Origin of the sequence: Lysobacter sp. cf310, assembly GCF_900114355.1 — a bacterium.
In the GTDB taxonomy this organism is placed as follows: Bacteria; Pseudomonadota; Gammaproteobacteria; order Xanthomonadales; family Xanthomonadaceae; genus Lysobacter.
Window position 1 is genome coordinate 71,143 of sequence record NZ_FOSS01000005.1, and the last position, 18,368, is coordinate 89,510.

The window sequence follows — 18,368 nt, forward strand, 5'->3', positions numbered from 1 at the left end:
ACTCCTATCGGCGCTTGCTTGCAGTGATGGAAGAAGCCGCATCGGCGCGCGCGTCGATCGCCGGCGCGCGGGCATCCAGCGCCAGTTCGATCGGCGTGCCGCCGACGTCGTTGATGACCGAGGAAATGCGTTCCCAGAAGCGCTGCTGGGCATCGATGCCGATGCCTTCCAGGTGCGGCTTCATGAATTCGACCACCGACTCGAGGTGGCGAAAGAAGGCGCGTTGGCCGGATTGGACGTGCTCGACCGAACCGCGCCATTCGGCGACGGCGGCCTCGGCATCGCCGCGCTCGCACCAGACGCGAACGATGAAGACGGCGGTACGGTCCTCGAGCAGTGCCATTGCCAGGTGCCCCTATGCAAGCGCTAGTGGCCGAGGCTGCACCGCCGCCGTCACCGTCGCATCACGGGGGGATCACCGGTGGATCACGCCTTGATGCGGGCGTGTGATGTCGCGGTGATGCGGGTGAGAGCCGCGCAGGACGGGGCTCGCGCCGGGTCGGCGCGATCAGGGGTCGTACTGGGTGGGCAGGAGCGCGGGCAGGCGATCGCGGCTCACGCCGCTCCCACAGAAAGCAGTGCGGAGACGAGGGGCGACGAGGCCGCGGCCCGCATCTACCTTCCTCCGTGGGAGCGGCGTGAGCCGCGATCGGGACAGGTTCGCGTCAGTATCCGCAGACCCTGCGGCGCAGCGCGCTCACCCTCACCGCTCGAGAAACTGCAGACTCAACTGCAGTTGCGAATCCGCGGTCGCCAGGTGCCTGCGCGCCGCATCGATCAGCCCGTAGGCGCGCATGCCCTCGTCCGCCGTCATGCTCGGATACACGGGCTGGGTCGGCAGCGCCACCGCATACGCGCTCGCGTTCGGCGGCGCCCACGGCGCGGCGGCCGGCTCGTTGCCGATCGCGCTCTGGGCGATGCTCTGGTACAGCGTCATGGTCTCGCGCATCGGCTGGATCGCGAGCTCGCGCCGCAGCAGCTCGCGGCAATGCTCGAACTGACGCAGCGCCTGCGCGCGCTGGCCGCTGAGCACGAACAGCTGCATCAGATCGCGGTGCACGTCCTCGCGCAGCGCGTCGTTGTCCAGGATGGCCTGGGCGTGGCGTATGCCTTCGGCGTAGTCGCGCCGGATCGTGGCCAGCTGGACCAGGCGGCCGAGTGCGTTGAGATAGCTGCGCCGGTGCTTCTCGCGTTCGCGCAGGGCCCAGTCGTCGGTGACGTCGAGCAGGATGTCGGAGGTGTACATGGCCACGCCGCGCCGCAGTCCCTCGATGTCGGCGTCGCTGAGGCGTTCGGGCGCGTGGCTCAGCCCGGGCGTGACCAGGCGTTCGAACTCGTCCACGTCCAGCCAGACCGCGGCCGGCCCGTTCAGACCGATCGCGCCGCGACGGTCGCAGACGATCAGGTCGCCGTGCTTGAGCGGCGGCTTTTCCACCAGCCGGCGCAACCGCCACAACGCGGTGTTGAACGAACCCGCGGTGGACGAGGACGAACGTTCGGGCCACAAACTGGCGAGCAGTTCCGAGCGGCTGAAATAGCGCCCTCGTCCCAGCGCCAGGTAGGCCAGCAGGCTGGCGCAGCGGCCGGCGATGGCGACGGCCTCGGTCGGCGCGCCCTCGCTGGCGATCGACAGCGAGCCGAACAGGCAGATCCTGAACATCCCTATGCTCCGTGCTGGGCCGGCGCGGCGCGCGCGGCGAGGATGGATCCGGACCGTCCCCCGTACCCGACGCCGTGGCGGCGGCATCGACGGCAGCGCCGCGGACCCAGGGCCGCGGCGCGTGACCTGTTTCGCATATCCGCGTCCCGTCTGAAAAGTGCGCGCGCCGCGTGTCCTCGGACAGCCGCACTAGCCGTTTGCTGTAGCCGTAAGCCGTGATCGCCTACCCGCCGCCAGGAAAGCGATATCGCACAACATGCGGCAAGAATCCCTTGCCGGTAAGCCGCAGCGGGCCAAGGACCGGTATGCGCGACCAGGACGTCGACACTAGGAGCACTGCGTGAGTGGCTTGTCGTTGAGAATCCGCAAGGCCAGGGCCTTGACCACCCTGTCCCAGGCCGAGCTCGCGCGCCGCATCGGCGTCAAGCGCAGCGCGGTCACCCAGTGGGAGCATCCGGCCGGGACCACACCCAGCGTCGAGCACCTGATCCAGATCGCCCAGGAGACCGGGCTCAGCTTCGAATGGCTGGCGACCGGACGCGGGCCCAGCCGCTGCGAGGGGGCCGACCTGCCGCCGGCGGTGCTGGTCGACGACTATGCGCGCGACGAGCACGAGAGCGAGGCGCTGGCGCATTTCCGCCGGCTGTCGGGCAGCCGGCGGCGCATGGCCCTGGAGATCCTGCAGATCCTGGGCCGTTGAGATTCAGAACGCCGGCAGCACCGCGCCGCGATACTTGGTCTGGATGAACACTTTGACCTCGGGACTGGTCAGCGCGTCGGCGAGCTTCTTCACGCGCGGGTCGTTGAGGTTGTCCGGGCGCGCGACCAGGAAGTTCACGTAGGGCGAGTTGCGGTCCTCGATGGTCAGCGCGTCGCGGGTCGGATCCAGGCCGGCGTCCAGCGCGTAGTTGGTGTTGATCAGGGCCAGGTCGACCTGATCCAGCACGCGCGGCAGCATCGCCGAATCCAGTTCGCGGAAAGCCAGCTTCTTCGGGTTCTCGATCACGTCGCGCAGGGTCGCCAGCGGATCGGCGGGATCGCGCAGTTTGATCACCCCGGCCTTGTGCAACAGGATCAGCGCGCGGCTGTTGTTGCTGGGGTCGTTGGGGATGGCCACGTCGGCGCCGGCCGGCAGCGCGTCCAGCGACTTGTAGCGGCGCGAGTACGCGCCGAAGGGCTCGATGTGCACGCCGACCACGGTGGTCAGCTTGGTGCCGCGATTGCGGTTGTACGCATCCAGATAGGGCTCGGTCTGGAAGTAATTCACGTCGATCAGCTTCTGCGCGACCTGGTCGTTAGGCTGCACGTAGTCGTTGAACACCCGCACCTCCAGCTTCACGCCGCGCTTGGCCAGCAGGGGCTTGACCACCTCCAGGATCTCCGCGTGCGGCACCGCCGTGGCGGCCACCGTCAGCGTGTCCGCCGGCGTCTGGCCGCCGCCGGAGCAGCCGGCCAATGCGATCAGCGCGAACGAGTACAGGGCGAGTTTCTTCATCGTGGGGTTCCGGTGGGAGGAGGATGGCGCGGCGTCAGCGCCGGCTGTAGCGCGCGACCAGACGGTCGCCGACGCTTTGCAGCGCCTGGACCAGGATCAGCAGCGCGATCACGGTGATCAGCGCGACGTCGCCGTGCGAACGCAGATAGCCGTCGCGGTAGGCCAGGTCGCCCAGGCCGCCCGAACCGATCGCGCCGCCCATGGCGGTGTAGCCGATCAGGGCGATGGTGGTGACGGTGGCGCCGGCGATCAGGCCCGGCAGCGCCTCGGGCAGCAATACGCGCCATACGATCTGGCGCGTGGTCGCGCCCATCGCCAGGCTGGCCTCGATCACGCCGCGCTCGACTTCGCGCAGCGCGGTTTCGACCAGGCGCGCGTAGAACGGCGCGGCGCCGACCACCAGCGGCAGGATCGCGCCGCGCACGCCCAGCGACGTGCCCATCGCCGCCAGGGTCAGCGGAATCATCGCGATCATCAGGATGATGAAGGGCACCGAGCGCAGCAGATTGACCAGCAGCGAGAGCACGGCGTAGAGCTTGGGCCGCGCATGCAGTTGGCGCGGCGCGGTCAGGAACAGCAGCACGCCCAGCGGCAGGCCGATCAGCAGGGTCAGCGGCAAGGCGCCGGCCAGCATCAGCAGGGTGTCGCCGCCGGCCTGGGCGATCTCGACCCATTTGGCCGCGTCCAGATTCGGGAACCAGGCCGCGACGGTCGCCAGCGTGCTCATCGGCGCACCTCCTCGACGTGCACGCCGGCACGCGCGAACGCGGCCAGGGCCAGTTCGGCGTCGCCGCCGACCAGGGACACGGTGAGTTGCCCGTAGGGCGTGTCCTTGATGCGGTCGATGCGTCCGGCCAGGATGTTGTAGTCCACGCCCGATTCGCGCGCGACCCGGCCCAGCAAGGGCTCGTAGGTTTTCTCGCCGAAGAAGCTCAGACGCAGGATGCGTCCGGGCACCGCCGCCATGTCGCGATGCAGCTCGCCCTCGTCCAGGTGTTCGGCCTCGGCGACGAAGCGGCGCGTGGTCGAATGGCGCGGATGCAGGAACACTTCGCCGACCGGACCGCTTTCGACCAGCGCGCCGGCGTCGAGCACGGCGACGCGGTCGCAGACGCGCCGGATCACGTCCATCTCGTGGGTGATCAGCACGATGGTCAGGCCGAGCTCGCGATTGATGCCGTCCAGCAGTTGCAGCACCGAGGCGGTGGTCTGCGGATCCAGCGCACTGGTGGCCTCGTCGCACAGCAGGATCTTGGGCCCGGTCGCGAGCGCGCGCGCGATGCCCACGCGCTGCTTCTGCCCACCCGACAGCTGCGCCGGATACTTGTGGGCCTGATCGTTCAGACCGACCCGCGCCAGCAATTCGTCCACGCGCGCGCTTACCTGCGCGCGGGCGACGCCGGCCAGCTCCAGCGGAAACGCGATATTGGCCGCCACCGTCTTGGACGAGAGCAGGTTGAAGTGCTGGAAGATCATGCCCACGCGCCGGCGCAGCGCGCGCAGGCCGTCGGCGTCCAGCGCGGTCACATCCTCGCCGTCGACCAGCACACGCCCGCCGCTGACCTGCTCGAGACGGTTGATCAGGCGCAGCAGGGTGGATTTGCCGGCGCCGGAGTGGCCGATGATGCCGAACACTTCGCCGGCCTCGATGCGCAGATCCAGCGGCTGCAAGGCCGCGCTGTCCTGGCCCGCGCTCCGGTACGACTTGCTGGCCTGCTGGAATTCGATCACGGAGTCGGAGCTCGTAACGCGGCGCTCAAGCCTAGCGCGTGGCGACGACGCTGTCGCGCACGCTGCGGCATGACCTCAGAACGTTTCGTCAGTAGCGCCGCATGGTCGCGATCACGACGCCTGCGACGGCTCCAGGCCCGCGATCTGGCGCAGCGCGCGCTCGAACAGCTCCACCGGCTGGCCGCCCTGGATCAGATGGCGGTCGTTGATGATCACCGACGGGACCGCGCTGATGCCCTGGCTCTGGTAGTGGCGCTCCTGCGCGCGCACGTCGTCGGCGTAGTCCTGCGAGGCCAGGATCTCGCGCGCACGCGTCGCGTCCAGCCCGACCGAGGCCGCGACCTCGGCCAGGACCTCGTGCGCGGACACGTCGCGGCCTTCGCTGAAGTAGGCGCGCAGCAGGGCGTGCTTGAGCGCGCGCTCGTGGTCGCCGCCTTCCAGCGCGGCCCAATGCAGCAGCCGGTGGGCGTCGAAGGTGTTGTAGATGCGGTTGCGCAGGTTGAACTCGAAGCCCAGCGCGGCGCCGCGCTGACGCAGCACTTCGCGGTTCTGGGCGAGCTGGGCCGGCGTGGAGCCGTATTTCTCGAACAGATGCTCGTCGATGTCCTGGCCCTGCGGCCCCATCTGCGGATTGAGCTCGAAGGGCTGGAAATGCAGCTCGACCGCGACGTCGTCGCCGACGCGCGCGATCGCCTGCTCCAGCGACTTCAAGCCGACCGCGCACCAGGGGCAGGACACGTCGGAAACGAAATCGATCTTGAGCGGCTTGGACATGGCGACACCGTGCGTATGCGGCCGTAGCGGCCCGATCGCTACAAGATGCGGCGTCGCGCCCGCCGCTTCAACCGCGCCAGGCATGCATGAATGGGTCGTAGCGTTCCAGCCTTGGCGCGCTTCAGTCCAGCGCCAGGCCCAGGATGCGGTCGTCGTAGTCGCGGCCGCCAACGTTGAACCGGCGCGTGCCCAGGGTGCGGAAGCCGCAGCGCTCGTAGAAACCGATCGCCGCGGCATTGCCGTCGTACACGCCCAGCAGCAGGCGCGGCGCGCCGGCCGCGCGCGCATGCGCGACCGCGGCCTCAAGCAAGCGCTTGCCCCAGCCGCCACCGTGGAAACGGCTGAGCAGATAGATGCGCTTGAGTTCCAGATCGCGCGCGTCGAGATCGTCCAGCGGCAGCTGCGCCGGCGCGACCACGGCGTAGCCCACCGGCGCGTCGCCGGGCGCGACCTCGGCCAGCCACAGCGCGCAGGCCGGATCGTCCAACCAGGCGCGATACACCGACGCGGCATGCGCGCGCGCGCAATGCTGGACGATGTCGCCGCCGCCGAGGATGCCGGCGAAGGTTTCCAGGAAACTGCTTTGGCCGACCAGGGCCAGCGCGGCTTCGTCGCCGGCGACGCAGGGGCGGAGTCGGAGGTCGTGGCTCATGCGTTCGCTCGGGTTCGCGGCAGCGCCCGCTCCGTGACCGGAGCGGGCGGCGCGTGAGGCTTACTTACTTGCGCTGCGCCGAAGTGGCGTCGCGGGCGGCGCGGAACTCCGAATCCTGGCTCCAGTTCGGCCAGCGCTTGGAGTTGGCCAGGCCGTTGCCCAGCGTGTACAGCAGCTCCAGATCGCGCGCCATGCCGGTGAAGCTCCAGCTGGCTTCCCACTGGTCGGCCGGCTGGTGGTAGCGATCGGCGGTGTAGGCCTGCTGCGCGGCTTCGCCGGCGGCGCGGCCGCCGTCGACCTTGTCGTCGCCGGAACCGAACGAGATCGCCGGCACGCCGCGCTTGGCGAACGGGAAGTGGTCGGAACGGAAGAAATGACCGGCTTCGGGCTTGGGATCGGTGACGTAGCTCAGGTTCCAGCCCTTGGCCAGATCGATCAGCTCGTCCAGCAGTTCCTGCTTGGCGCTGCCGGAGGTGGTGAAGTCGCGCGAGGGGCCGGTCGGATCCAGCGCGTCGGTGTTGATCACCGCCACCGTCTTGGCCAGCGGATACAGCGGCTTGGACGAGTAGTACTCCGAACCCAGCAGGCCCTTTTCCTCGGCGGTCACGGCCAGGAACACCACCGAACGCTGCGGCTTGGGACCGTGGGCGAAGGCGCGGCCCATCTCGATCAGGGCGGCGGTGCCGGTGGCGTTGTCGACCGCGCCGTTGTAGATCTTGTCGCCCTTGGCGTCGGGCGCGCCCACGCCGAGGTGATCCCAGTGCGCGCTGTAGATCACGGTCTCGTCCGGACGCTGGGCGCCGTCGACGCGGCCGACGATGTTCTGCGAGGTGATGACTTCGCTCTTGACCTGATAGCTGGCCGACAGGGTCGCGCCCTTGAGCTCGACCGGCTTGAAGTCGCGCGTCTGCGCCTGGCGCTTGAGCGCTTCGAAATCCAGGCCGGCGCGCTTGAACAGATCGACCGCGAAATCGCGCTGGATCCAGCCTTCCATGGTCGGATGGGTCGCGCCCGGACGGTCGCGCACCACATCGAACATGGTGTTGGTGTTGGAGTTCTTGACCGTAGCCCAGCCGTAGGAGGCCGGATCGGTCTCGTGCACGATCAGCAGGCCCAGCGCGCCCTGACGCGCGGCTTCTTCGTACTTGTAGGTCCAGCGGCCGTAGTAGGTCATGGCCTTGCCGCCGAAGTCGCCCTGGCCGCTCTCGAAGTCGGGATCGTTGATCAGCACGACCGCGATCTTGCCCTTGAGATCGACGCCCTTGAAGTCGTCCCAGTTGCGCTCCGGCGCCTTCACGCCGTAGCCGGCGAACACCAGCGGCGCGTTCGCGATCGAGACCGCGGTGGAACCGTCGAGCGCGGCGCGCACGGCGATTTCGTTGCCCTGGCTCAGGGCCTGCGGCTTACCGTCCACCGCCACCGACAGGGTCGGCGTGCCTTCGATCTGCGCGCGTTTGAGCGGCACCGCCTGGGTCCAGGCGCGTTGGCCGTCCTTGAGATCGCCGCCGGGCTGCAGGCCCGCGGCCTTCATCTGCGCGACCACGTAGTCGATGGTCTTGGTCTCGCCGGCGGTGGCCGGGCCACGACCTTCGAATTCGTCCGAAGACAGCGTCTTGACCTCGTCGGACAGACGCTTGGGGTCGAACTTGGGCGCTTCGGCCGCCAGGGCCGCGGACACCGACAGGGACAGCAGGGACGCAACCAGCAATTTCATGGGCGCAACGCCTTAGGCCAAAGTGCGGCCGATACTAGTGGAGCGCGGATCGGCCGGTCCAGCGGCGGAAGTCAGGGGCGCAGGCGCCGACTTTGCGAAATCGGTCGTTTCGGCACATTGGGGCTGGAACTGTGCGTTGTCCTGGCGGGTCTGCCGCGCATTCATCTTGTGCGGCACACTGTCGCCTACGGCGATGCGGTGGCTATCGCGACGCCGCCGTCACCGGCTTTCACGCATCCAGCTTCACGCATCACGTTTCACCCGTCAGACCTCCCCCACCCGACGCGCCCGCCGACCGCCACGCGAGCTCCCACGCTCGCCGCAGCCCGTGGCAGCCACCGCTGCCGGCCCGCGCATCCCCCGATGGCAGTACCGCAATGAGTTCCGCTTTCCGTAGCCGCTTTCCCTCCCTCGCCCCCCGGTGCGCGCGATGAGCGCGTCCGTGTCCGCCGCGACGGCGTCGCGCCCGCGTTCGCTGTGGCAGGGCCGTGCCCTGGTGTTGGCCGGCATCGTGCTGTCGGCCTTCACCCTGCGCACCGCGGTGACCTCGCTGACGCCGCTGCTGGACAGCCTGGGCCGCGACTTCGGGTTCGGGCCGACCATGACCGGCGTGTTCGGCATGGTGCCGACCGCGGCCTTCGCGGCCTTCGGCGTGCTCACGCCGGCGATCGCGCACCGCCTCGGCCTGGAACGCGCGGCGCTGACCGCGATGGTGCTGGCCGCGCTGGGCCTGCTCGCGCGCGCCTTCGCCGGCGACACCTGGCAGTTGCTGGTGGCCTCGGCGGTGGCGCTGTCGGGCATGGGCATCGGCAACGTGGTGCTGCCGCCGCTGGTGAAGCGCTACTTCGCCGATCGCGTCGGCGCGGTGAGCTCGCTCTACATCACCGTGCTGCAACTGGGCACCATCCTGCCGGCCTTGGCCGCGGTGCCGCTGGCGCAGGCCGCGGGTTGGCGCGTGTCGCTGGGCTCGTGGTCGCTGGTGGCGGTGGCGGCGGCGCTGCCCTGGATCGCGGCGCTGTGGATGGAGCGCTATGGCCGCTCCGCGCAGGCGCGCGCACTGGCCGCCGCGCACGACCGCGCGGTCACGCCCGCGGACGAAGCGCCCGAACTGGTCGCGCCCGCGCCGCGCGGCCAAGTCTGGCGCTCGTCGGTGGCCTGGGGCATGGCGCTGATGTTCGGCATGACCTCGCTGATCACCTATTCCATGTTCACCTGGCTGCCGAAGCTGCTGGTCGAAGCCGGCGGCAGTCCGGCCCTGGGCGGCAGCATGGTCGCGCTGTTCTCGACCCTGGGCCTGGTCGCGGCGCTGGCCCTGCCGGCGCTCGCGGTGCGCATCGCCAATCCGTTTCCGGTGGTGCTGGCGTGCGTGGTGATGTACCTGTGCGGTTTCGCCGGCCTGCTGTGGGCGCCGATGTCGGCGACTCTGCTGTGGGTGGCGCTGCTGGGCCTGGGCCCGAGCACCTTCCCGCTGTCGCTGACCCTGATCAATCTGCGCACGCGCACCCAGGCCGGTTCGGCTTCGCTGTCGGGTTTCATGCAGGGCGTGGGCTACACCATCAGCTGCATCGGTCCGCTGCTGTTCGGCTGGCTGCACGAAACCACCCACGGCTGGGTGCTGCCGTTCGGTTTTCTCAGCCTGTGCCTGGTGGTGTTGACGATAGGCGGCTATCTGGCCTGCCGGCCGCGCATGCTGGAAGACACCTGGTAAGCGCCGGACGGATCGCGCCGCTTCGCGCGGCGCGATCCGCGATCGCTTAGTCCTTGTCGCCGCCGATCACGCGTCCGTTCCTGGGATCGATCTTGAGCTCGACGTCGCGGCCGGCGGGATCGTCGGCCTCGGCGTTCCAGATGCCGTCCTCGTAATCGACGTCGTGCACGTTGGTGTATCCGGCCACCGCCAGGCGCGCGCGCACGTCGGCTTCGCTGAGGTTGGCGACTTGTTCGTCCGGATAGACGCGGCCGGTCTTGGGATCCAGGCGCACGTCGACGCGATTGCCTTCGGCGCTGCGCGCGTCGGCTTTCCAGACGCCATCGCTGAACTTGATGTCGTTGATGTGGGTATAGCCCTGCTCGGTGAGCTGGGCGCGGACCTTGGCCTCGGTCAAGGCCTGCTCGGCCAGCGCAGTGCCCGATACGGTCAGCGCGATCGCGAGCACGGTACTGCGGAGTACGACGGTGCGGCTCATGGCAGCCTCCTTTGGGGAAGGTGCGTCGAGTCTCGCCACGCGCGCAGCAACCGGCGGTGAACATCGCGCATTCATGCGCGCGCGTTCAGGCGCCTTGCACGCGACGCTAACGAATGCGTTGCGCGCGTGATGCCAGTGCTTATTTGTCGATCGGATAGACGGTCGCGATGGGACACTGGATCCGCGACAGCGCGCCGCCGCTGCGCGCGATGCCCTCGCCCGCACGCATCTCCGGCACCGCCACCACCACGTCGCCGGGATTGCCGCAGACCGCGCTGATGCCCATGCCCGAACGCAGCTCGATGGTGGTGGCGTCGAACAGCTCCGGACAGCTGTGCGCGAGTTCGACGCGGTAGTAGCGATTGCCGCCGGAGCGCTGCGGCGACACTTCCACCACCAGCCCCTTGCCGTCCTCGTTCCAGCCGCGCATGTAGCGCGGGTTGAGGCAGTACTGCGCCGAGCCGCCGAAGCCGCGGCGCTTTTCCGCGCGCACCTCGACCGCTTCCAGGGTGGCGACCTCGCCGTGGCGGCGGTGGCTGGCCAAGGCGAGTTCGGCATAGGCCTTGGCGTCGATCTCGGTCACCGCGGACACCGGGCACAGGCGCTGTCCGCTGCGCAGGTATTCGTTGCCCGTTCCGCAGACCCAGCCCTCGCGCGCGAGCACGCTGGCCTGCTCGTCGGCGACGGCGGCCGGGCAGTCCTCGCCCAGCTCGAGGCGGAAGCGACGGCCATCGGCCTGCATCACCGCCAGGCTGCGATCGGAGGCCTGGCGCGCCTCGCTCATGCTGCGCGCATCCAGGCAGTTGGGCTTGGGCGCGGGGCCGCGCGCGGGCTCGGCGGCCGATGCCACGGCGCAGACGGTGATGAGGACTACAGCAGCGTACAGGCGCATCGCGATTCCGTGCGGGACGCCGGCGCGCTTCGCCGGCCCTGCGGATTAGACGCGAAGTCCGACGACCGGCGCCAGCGCGCCTGACCGCGCGTTGCCCGGCTTTCAGGCGGTCGCGCCGGACCGGCGCGACCGCCGGTCGGATCGACGTCCGCGTATAAATGATGATCGTCATCAATACTGCTAGGATCGCCGGACCGGGCCGCACCGGGCCCCGCGGAGCGCATGCATGAAAGTCAGCCGCGAACAGACCGCCGAGAACCGCGAACGCATCGTCGGCGCGGCCGCGCGCCTGTTCCGCGAACGCGGTTACGACGGCGTCGGCATCGCCGACCTGATGCGCGACGCCGGCCTCACCCACGGCGGCTTCTACGGCCACTTCGAATCCAAGCAGGACCTGATGGCGGAGGCCTGCGAACACGCGGTCGCCGGCTCGCTGGCCTATTGGTCGCGGCTGATCGAACGCGATCCCGAACACGCGCTGCAACACATCGCCGCCGCCTACCTGTCCAGCGCGCACCGCGACCAGCCCGGCCGCGGTTGCACCTTCGCCGCGCTCGGCGCCGACGCCGCGCGCCTGGACCCGCCGGTCAAGCGCAGCCTGGGCCAGGCGCTGCGCTCCTATGTCGAACTGCTGACCCCGCTACTGCCCGGTCGCAGCCGCGCCGCGCGCCGCGCGCGCGCGCTCGCCACCCTGTCCAGCATGGTCGGCGCGCTGGTGCTGGCGCGCGCCGTCGACGATCCGGCCCTGTCGGACGAAGTGCTGCACGCGGTCGCCACCGCCGTTTCCTCTCGCTGACCTGTCCCCGGAGCCCCCCCCGCGATGACCGTGAACGTGTTCGAACTCGAAGCCCTGCGCGGCCTCAATGGCCTGGAAACCCTGCGCGCCCTGCTCGCCGCCGGCCGCCCGCCGCCGATCGGCGAGACTCTGGGCTTCATCCTGACCGAGGTCGACGAAGGCCGCGCGGTGTTCGCCGGCACGCCCGGCCCGCACGCCTACAACCCCTTGGGCGTGATCCACGGCGGCTACGCCGCGACCCTGCTGGACTCGGCCTGCGGTTGCGCCGCGCACAGCGCGCTCGGCGCCGAGCAGGCCTACACCACGCTGGAGCTCAAGGTCGCCTACCACCGCGCGATGACCTCCGACACCGGCCCGGTGCGCGCCGAAGCCAAGCTGCTGTCGATCGGCAAGCGCGTGGCCTTCGCCGAAGGCCGGCTCACCGACGCCCAGGGCCGTTTGTACGCCTCGGCGACCTCGACCCTGTTGGTGTTCGAGCGCAAGCAGTGAAGAGGGACGCATATGCATACCGAACCCTCTGACGACGGCCTCTACCTGGACGATCTCGCGGTCGGCCAGCGCTTCGAGACCGCGACCTACGCCGTCAGCGCCGAGCAGATCAAAGCCTACGCGCGCGAGTTCGACCCGCAGCCCTTCCACCTCGACGAGGAGGCCGCGCGCGCCAGCCTGTTCGAAGGCCTGGCCGCGAGCGGCTGGCATACCGCGGCGATCACCATGCGCCTGCTGGTCGAACGCGGCATTCCCGCCGGCGGCCTGATCGGCGCCGGCGCCGAGATCGCCTGGCCGCGTCCGACCCGGCCCGGCGACGTGCTGCAGGTGCACGGCGAGATCGTCGAGATCGTGCCCTCGCGCTCGCGTCCGGACCGCGGCCTGGTGGTGGTGCGCAACGAGACGCGCAATCAGCGCGGCGAAGTGGTGCAGGCCTTCACCGGCAAGCTGATCGTGTTCCGGCGTCCGGGCAGCGCCGCCTGAATCGAACCATGCCTTGCGGCCATGGCGCGCGCGCTCGGCGCGCGCTAACGTCCGCGCATCGCAGACAGCGGCACCGCCATGCAGGACCTGACCCAGGGCTCGATTCCCAAACACGTGCTGCGGATGGCCGCGCCGATCATGATCGGCATGCTGTTCCAGACCCTGTACTTCCTGATCGATCTGTACTTCGTCGCGCGCCTGGGCGATGCGGCGATCGCCGGCGTCGGCGCGGCCGGCAACGTGCAGTTCATCGTGATGGCCCTGACCCAGATCCTGGGCGTGGGCACGATGGCGCTGATCTCGCACGCGGTCGGGCGCAAGGACCGCGACGACGCCAACCTGGTGTTCAACCAGAGCCTGTTGCTGGCCCTGACCTGCGCCGCGATCACCCTGATCCTGGGCTACGCGCTGGGCGGCGCCTACATGCGCACGCTCGGCGCCGACCCCGCGACCACCCGCCACGGCATCGACTATCTGTACTGGTTCCTGCCCGGCCTGGCGCTGCAGTTCGCCCAGATCGCGATGGGTTCGGCTCTGCGCGGCACCGGCATCGCCAAGCCGACCATGGTGGTGCAGATGCTGACGGTGATCCTCAACGCGATCCTGGCGCCGGTACTGATCGCCGGCTGGCTGACCGGCAAGCCGATGGGCGTGGCCGGCGCCGGCCTGGCGACCTCGATCTCGGTGGCCGCGGGCGTGGTGATGATGACGCTGTACTTCGCGCGCCTGGAAAAATACGTCGGCTTCGATCCCAGCCAGTTCCACGCGCGGCTCGCGGTGTGGAAGCGCATCCTGCGCATCGGCCTGCCGCCCGGCGGCGAGTTCGCGCTGATGTTCGTCTATATGGCGGTGATCTATTGGGTGATCCGCGGCTTCGGCGCCGAGGCCCAGGCCGGCTTCGGCATCGGCCAACGGGTGATGCAGGCGATCTTCCTGCCGGCGATGGCGGTGGCCTTCGCGACCGCGCCGGTGGCCGGCCAGAACGTCGGCGCGGGCCGCCCGGACCGGGTGCGCGCGACCTTCCATGCCGCGGTCGCGATCGGCGTGGTGCTGATGCTGGGCCTGACCGCGCTGTGCCAGTGGCGGCCGCAGTGGCTGGTGGGCGTGTTCACCCAAGAAACCGCGGTGATCGCGGTGGCGGCGCAGTTCCTGAGCATCATCTCGCTGAACTTCGTCGCCTCGGGGCTGATCTTCACCTGCTCGGGCATGTTCCAGGCCCTGGGCAACACCCTGCCCGCGTTCGCCAGCAGCGCCAGCCGCATGCTGAGCTTCGCCTTGCCGGCGATCTGGCTGTCGACCCGGCCGGACTTCGAACTGCGCCAGCTGTGGCTGCTGTCGGTAGCCTCGGTGACCCTGCAGGCGATCCTCAGCGTGGTCCTGCTGTTGCGCGCGCTGCGCCAGGCCGATGCGCGCATGGCCACCACGCCGGCCTGAGCGCGCGCGGCCGCTGGCGAGCGCGGCCCCACAAACAAAAAGCCCGGCCGAAGCCGGGCTTTTTGTTTCGGATCGCGCCCGAAGGCGCGGTCCTTAAGCGGTTCAGACCGCCTGCACCGATTCAGCCTGCAGGCCCTTCTGGCCCTGGGTGACGGTGAAGGAGACCTTCTGGCCTTCCTGCAGGCTCTTGAAGCCCTGCGACTCGATCGCGCGGAAGTGCACGAACACGTCTTCGCCGTTCTCACGGCTGATGAAGCCGAAGCCCTTGGCGTCGTTGAACCACTTGACCGTACCGAATTCACGGTTCGACATTTTGCTTGCTCCTTGAAACGTAATGGGAATGCCGCCTGCGCGGCCTTGATGCTGGTTGCAAGGAGGAAGCCTGGTGCAACGATGGGCGGATCTGGGATCTACGGCATCGGGCCACGGTTCATGGTGACCCTTGACGAACACAGCACTCGATACGCTAGTCCGCTTCTGCGAGAAATGCAAACACTATGTGCGGGGCCCGGCCTCCCCGTTCAGCTGAACAGGGCCGGGAAGCACCGTTTCCCGGCCCTGCACGCCAGTGGGGACGGGCTTGCGTACCATCTGGGGCACCCCGCCGACACCCGGAGTCCGCCATGACCGCGTTCGATCTCAGCCCGCCCAGCGACGCCCAAAGGCGCGAACTCAGCGCGGGCCTGAGCCCCGAGGAGGCCAAGGTGCTGCTCCAGCACGGCACCGAGGCGCCGTTCTGCGGGGTGTTCCTGGACAACAAGCTGGAGGGGGTCTACACCTGCCGCTACTGCGGCCTGCCGCTGTTCCGCTCCAGCACCAAGTTCGACTCCGGCACCGGCTGGCCCAGCTTCTTCGCGCCCTACGACCCGGCCCACGTGCGCGTCGTGCGCGACACCAGCTACGGCATGATCCGCGACGAAATCGTGTGCGCGCGCTGCGGCAGCCACCTCGGCCACGTGTTTCCGGACGGCCCGCCGCCGACCGGCGAGCGCCACTGTCTGAATTCGGTCTCGCTGGCCTTCAGCCGCCAGGGCGAGGCCCTGCCCGATCCGCTGGGACGCGGCGGCGCCGAGGCCGAAGCGGCCGGCTAGCCGCGCCCTCAGAACGCGTCGCTGCCCGGCCGCGCCTCGATCCCCAGCGCGGTGCTGAGCACCTGCATGGCCTCGTCGTCGCGACGCAGAGCGATCCAGCCGGCATGGCTGTCGCTGCCGGTGTTCCAGGTCCACAGGGTGTAGCCGTGCTCGCGCAGGCGGTCGTGGGCGGTCGCCATCAGCGCGGGCACGTCGGTGCCGTCCAGGAAATCCGCGTCGGCGGTGTCGTCGGTGCCCCAGTCGATGCGCAGGTTCCAGCGCGCGGCCAGCTCGTTGATGCTGTCGATGAAGGACTCGCTGTCCTTCCAGTCGACGTAGTAGCCGGCCTTCCAGTCGATCGCGTCCTTGATCAGCCAGACCGGCTCGTCGGTCTCCCCGCCGGCCTCCGCCAGGGCCTCGCGGTAGTCGGCGAACTGCTGCAGCGCCGATTCCTCGTCGCCGGGATTGATCATCAGCAGCAACTGCCAGACCAGGGCTTCGGGCGTGGCCTCGTCGAGGTCGCCGTCGTAGCCGTCGTAATCGTCGCTTTCGTAGTCGTCGTCGGGTGCGTGCATGACGGTTTCGCCGCGGGGGAGGCGGGCAGGATGCCGCCTGGGCGCGGGGATGGAAAGCCGACCGGCGCCGGGGCCGCTTTTGCGCGGCTTTCGCGTCACAGCTGATGGGGCCGGTGGGCGGCCCGGCGCGCGTCCAGGAGCGGACATGAGCGAGTGGATCGAATGGGCCAAGCTCGGCGCGGGGGTGCTGGGCGCCGGTTTCGTGGCCACCTTGGCCAAGCTGTACCACCAGCGCATCCTGGCCGGAAAGGACACCGAGCTGCGCATCAGGGAGGCCGAGCTCGCGCGCGTGCGCGCCGATCTGGCCAAGAGCGAGGACCGCCTGCGCCACGCCGATCAGGACGCCTCGCCGGACGCGCGCGACCTCGCGCGCCTGCGCGAGCAACTCACCGAACGAGTCGAGCGCCTGGCGCGCGCGATGGACGCGCAGGCCGCGTCGCTGTACGTGCCGATCTACCCGGCGCGCGAGGACGAGGGCGAATTCCCGCGCGGCTTCGCCTTCGTCGCGGTCTACAACGCCGACGCCGCGGCCGCCGCCGCGATCCTGCGCATGAAGCTGGTCGAGGCCTGGACCATCGTCGGCGAATGCTGGAGCAAGGGCGTGGCGATCGGCGACAACCGCCTGCAGGCCAACGTGCGTCACGTCGCCTCCTACGATCAGCAATCCGGCTTCACCCCGGTGCACACCCTGGTCGCGCCGCTGCATGCGCGCCACCGCCAGGTCGGCGTGATCCAGCTGTTCAACAAGACCGTCGCCGGCAGCCAGGACGTGATCGATCCCGAAGGCTTCGACGCCGAAGACCGCCGGCGCCTGACCGAACTGCTGGAGGACGGCGACGGCGGCCTGGCCGCCAAGGCCGACGCCTTCCTCTGCCACCGCGACTGCGCGCGGGCACTGGGCCTGCAGGGCGAGATCGACCTGGAGAACGCGGCGGTGCTGTACGTCGACCTCACCCGCTCCTCGTCCTTGTTCGACGAGCTGCCGCTGGTCGACGCCACCCGTCTGATCGGGCGCTTCACCGAGCACGTGTACCAGCGCATCGGTCCGTACTCGGCGGTGATCGAACGCTTCAGCGGCGACGGCACGCTGGCGCGCTTCCACTACGGCGGCGATCACGACTCGGCCGCGGCCAGCCCGGCGCTGCGCGCGGTCTGCGCGGCCGCCGAGCTGCTGGGCGATTTCCGCGACTTCAAGCGCAAGCACTGGAAAAGCCTGGCCGCCGAAGCCGCCGACTCGGTCCGCCTGCGCGTGTCGATCACCCTGGGGCCGCTGATCTCGACCAATATCGGCCCGCGCCAGTTCCAGGTGCCGACGGTGATGGGGCCTTGCGTGAACCGCGCCGCCAAGCTGATCGCGCACGCGCCGCGCGACCGCGACGTGCTGCTGGTCGACGACAACGTGCGCAAGGCGCTGCTGCAGGCCGACCGCGGCCACGCCGCCGCCCTGCGCGATTTCGACGACTGGTCGGATCCGCAGGCCGCGCAATCGGCGAGCCTGCGCGGGCATCGCTACTACGAAGTCGGCATCGATCCCTTCCGCCTGGCCGCCGCGCAGCTGCGCCTGGAGCCGCGCGCGCGAGCGCACTGAACGCGGCTTCACCCGTGCTTGGCGCGCGCGGCGCTAAGGTCGACGGCAGTTCCGCCCGAGGGCCCGCCGCCATGTCCCGCAACGCCGACCACGTCTATACCGCGCCCGCGGACATCGCGCGCCTGGAAGCGCGCATCGCCGGTCTGCACGACGATGCCCGGGTCGAACTGCGGCTGCGCGACGGCCGCGTGCTGGCCGGCGTGGTCGCCGCCCTGCCGACCCTGCAGTCCTTCTACGGGCCCGGCGACGAGGAAGGCCTGAACGGGGTGCTCCGCCTGGAGCAGGCCGGCGGCACGCAGGATCTGTGGCTGGACGAGATCGACGCGATCCGTCCCCTGACCGAGGCCGAACTGGAACGCTTCCAGCGCGATCTCCCGCACTGAGGCGACCGCGGACGGCGCGACGCGTATCCTGTGCAGCCGGCGCCGCCCCGCGCGCGCCGCGACCGTAGCCAGCCACAGCGATAAAGACGATGACCGATACCCCGCCCGACCGCCTGTCCAACGATCCGCGCAGCCCCTTCCACGACGACGCCCTGCTCGAGCGCGGCATCGGCATCCGCTTCAACGGCCAGGAGCGCCACAACGTCGAGGAATACTGCATCAGCGAAGGCTGGGTGCGGGTGCCGGTGGGCAAGGCCCTGGATCGGCGCGGCAATCCGATGACGGTCAAGGTCAAGGGCGAAGTCGAGGCTTACTTCCTGACCCCGGCCAAGGAATAAGCGCCGCCGACGCGGCGCGCGGGCGCAAGCCCCGGACCTCTTCCGCGACCCGGGCGAAGCCGTCGCCGGCATCTTGCCGAGGCGGCGCGGAATGTCCGCGCGCCGCCT

General features: G+C 69.8%; 22 protein-coding genes. 10 read left to right on the forward strand and 12 right to left on the reverse strand.

The window, feature by feature from the left end:
* Positions 1-4: 4 nt before the first annotated feature.
* Together BMZ45_RS17620 and BMZ45_RS17625 are read right to left on the reverse strand one after the other, a co-directional pair.
* Positions 5-343: a hypothetical protein gene (locus tag BMZ45_RS17620; protein WP_056180720.1), complete on the reverse strand. Its 339-nt coding sequence runs from the start codon at positions 341-343 to the stop codon at positions 5-7.
* A 360-nt stretch (positions 344-703) separates the two neighbouring features.
* Positions 704-1,660: an AfsR/SARP family transcriptional regulator gene (locus BMZ45_RS17625; protein ID WP_091637846.1), complete on the reverse strand. Its 957-nt coding sequence runs from the start codon at positions 1,658-1,660 to the stop codon at positions 704-706.
* A 340-nt stretch (positions 1,661-2,000) separates the two neighbouring features.
* Between BMZ45_RS17625 and BMZ45_RS17630 the strand changes: the two genes are divergently transcribed.
* The gene (locus BMZ45_RS17630) at positions 2,001-2,360 is read left to right on the forward strand and encodes a helix-turn-helix domain-containing protein (RefSeq protein WP_091637847.1); all 360 of its coding nucleotides are present in this window, start codon (positions 2,001-2,003) and stop codon (positions 2,358-2,360) included.
* A 3-nt stretch (positions 2,361-2,363) separates the two neighbouring features.
* Here BMZ45_RS17630 and BMZ45_RS17635 read toward each other — a convergent pair whose 3' ends face one another.
* From BMZ45_RS17635 to BMZ45_RS17660, 6 genes are all read right to left on the reverse strand, one after another.
* Complete coding sequence (locus BMZ45_RS17635; RefSeq protein ID WP_091637848.1) at positions 2,364-3,155, reverse strand: MetQ/NlpA family ABC transporter substrate-binding protein; 792 nt, start codon at positions 3,153-3,155, stop codon at positions 2,364-2,366.
* A gap of 34 nt (positions 3,156-3,189) precedes the next feature.
* Positions 3,190-3,882 (reverse strand): methionine ABC transporter permease, encoded by a 693-nt coding sequence (locus BMZ45_RS17640; protein WP_091637849.1) that lies wholly within the window; start codon positions 3,880-3,882, stop codon positions 3,190-3,192.
* Positions 3,879-4,886 (reverse strand): methionine ABC transporter ATP-binding protein, encoded by a 1,008-nt coding sequence (locus tag BMZ45_RS17645; protein WP_091637850.1) that lies wholly within the window; start codon positions 4,884-4,886, stop codon positions 3,879-3,881. Before BMZ45_RS17645 ends, BMZ45_RS17640 begins: the two co-directional genes overlap by 4 nt.
* 111 nt (positions 4,887-4,997) lie before the next feature.
* On the reverse strand, positions 4,998-5,660 hold the full coding sequence (locus tag BMZ45_RS17650; protein WP_091637851.1) for a DsbA family oxidoreductase: 663 nt from the start codon (positions 5,658-5,660) through the stop codon (positions 4,998-5,000).
* Positions 5,661-5,781: 121 nt separating this feature from the next.
* A complete protein-coding gene (locus BMZ45_RS17655; RefSeq protein WP_091637852.1) occupies positions 5,782-6,312 on the reverse strand; it encodes a GNAT family N-acetyltransferase in 531 nt (176 codons plus the stop codon).
* 64 nt (positions 6,313-6,376) lie between these two features.
* Positions 6,377-8,026 (reverse strand): M28 family metallopeptidase, encoded by a 1,650-nt coding sequence (locus BMZ45_RS17660; RefSeq protein WP_091637853.1) that lies wholly within the window; start codon positions 8,024-8,026, stop codon positions 6,377-6,379.
* Between the two features lie 430 nt (positions 8,027-8,456).
* Here BMZ45_RS17660 and BMZ45_RS17665 point away from each other — a divergent pair, with 430 nt between their 5' ends.
* The gene (locus BMZ45_RS17665) at positions 8,457-9,734 is read left to right on the forward strand and encodes an MFS transporter (RefSeq protein ID WP_217643232.1); all 1,278 of its coding nucleotides are present in this window, start codon (positions 8,457-8,459) and stop codon (positions 9,732-9,734) included.
* A 46-nt stretch (positions 9,735-9,780) separates the two neighbouring features.
* On the opposite strand, the gene BMZ45_RS17670 is transcribed toward BMZ45_RS17665, so the two are convergent.
* Together BMZ45_RS17670 and BMZ45_RS17675 are read right to left on the reverse strand one after the other, a co-directional pair.
* The gene (locus BMZ45_RS17670; RefSeq protein WP_091637854.1) at positions 9,781-10,212 is read right to left on the reverse strand and encodes a PepSY domain-containing protein; all 432 of its coding nucleotides are present in this window, start codon (positions 10,210-10,212) and stop codon (positions 9,781-9,783) included.
* 139 nt (positions 10,213-10,351) lie between these two features.
* Positions 10,352-11,104: a hypothetical protein gene (locus BMZ45_RS17675; protein ID WP_091637855.1), complete on the reverse strand. Its 753-nt coding sequence runs from the start codon at positions 11,102-11,104 to the stop codon at positions 10,352-10,354.
* Positions 11,105-11,330: 226 nt separating this feature from the next.
* Here BMZ45_RS17675 and BMZ45_RS17680 point away from each other — a divergent pair, with 226 nt between their 5' ends.
* The 4 genes from BMZ45_RS17680 to BMZ45_RS17695 all read left to right on the forward strand — a co-directional run bounded on the left by BMZ45_RS17680 (position 11,331) and on the right by BMZ45_RS17695 (position 14,306).
* Complete coding sequence (locus BMZ45_RS17680) at positions 11,331-11,900, forward strand: TetR/AcrR family transcriptional regulator (RefSeq protein WP_091637856.1); 570 nt, start codon at positions 11,331-11,333, stop codon at positions 11,898-11,900.
* A 24-nt stretch (positions 11,901-11,924) separates the two neighbouring features.
* Positions 11,925-12,389 carry a PaaI family thioesterase gene (locus BMZ45_RS17685; RefSeq protein WP_091637857.1) on the forward strand — a complete coding sequence of 155 codons (465 nt, stop codon included), beginning with the start codon at positions 11,925-11,927 and terminating at the stop codon, positions 12,387-12,389.
* Between the two features lie 12 nt (positions 12,390-12,401).
* On the forward strand, positions 12,402-12,872 hold the full coding sequence (locus BMZ45_RS17690) for a MaoC family dehydratase (protein ID WP_091637858.1): 471 nt from the start codon (positions 12,402-12,404) through the stop codon (positions 12,870-12,872).
* Positions 12,873-12,950: 78 nt separating this feature from the next.
* Positions 12,951-14,306 (forward strand): MATE family efflux transporter, encoded by a 1,356-nt coding sequence (locus tag BMZ45_RS17695; protein ID WP_091637859.1) that lies wholly within the window; start codon positions 12,951-12,953, stop codon positions 14,304-14,306.
* A 102-nt stretch (positions 14,307-14,408) separates the two neighbouring features.
* Here BMZ45_RS17695 and BMZ45_RS17700 read toward each other — a convergent pair whose 3' ends face one another.
* Positions 14,409-14,618, reverse strand: coding sequence for a cold-shock protein (locus BMZ45_RS17700; RefSeq protein ID WP_055904688.1), 210 nt, complete (start codon positions 14,616-14,618; stop codon positions 14,409-14,411).
* 311 nt (positions 14,619-14,929) lie between these two features.
* Between BMZ45_RS17700 and msrB the strand changes: the two genes are divergently transcribed.
* Positions 14,930-15,397, forward strand: a complete 468-nt coding sequence (msrB, locus tag BMZ45_RS17705) for a peptide-methionine (R)-S-oxide reductase MsrB (RefSeq protein ID WP_091637860.1) — start codon at positions 14,930-14,932, stop codon at positions 15,395-15,397.
* Positions 15,398-15,405: 8 nt separating this feature from the next.
* Here msrB and BMZ45_RS17710 read toward each other — a convergent pair whose 3' ends face one another.
* Positions 15,406-15,951, reverse strand: a complete 546-nt coding sequence (locus tag BMZ45_RS17710; protein WP_091637861.1) for a DUF6630 family protein — start codon at positions 15,949-15,951, stop codon at positions 15,406-15,408.
* 145 nt (positions 15,952-16,096) lie between these two features.
* Here BMZ45_RS17710 and BMZ45_RS17715 point away from each other — a divergent pair, with 145 nt between their 5' ends.
* From BMZ45_RS17715 to BMZ45_RS17725, 3 genes are all read left to right on the forward strand, one after another.
* Positions 16,097-17,539: an adenylate/guanylate cyclase domain-containing protein gene (locus BMZ45_RS17715; RefSeq protein ID WP_091637862.1), complete on the forward strand. Its 1,443-nt coding sequence runs from the start codon at positions 16,097-16,099 to the stop codon at positions 17,537-17,539.
* 71 nt (positions 17,540-17,610) lie between these two features.
* Complete coding sequence (locus BMZ45_RS17720) at positions 17,611-17,922, forward strand: DUF3247 family protein (RefSeq protein WP_091637863.1); 312 nt, start codon at positions 17,611-17,613, stop codon at positions 17,920-17,922.
* An 89-nt stretch (positions 17,923-18,011) separates the two neighbouring features.
* Positions 18,012-18,260 (forward strand): DUF3297 family protein, encoded by a 249-nt coding sequence (locus BMZ45_RS17725; protein ID WP_056180774.1) that lies wholly within the window; start codon positions 18,012-18,014, stop codon positions 18,258-18,260.
* Positions 18,261-18,368 lie beyond the last annotated feature (108 nt).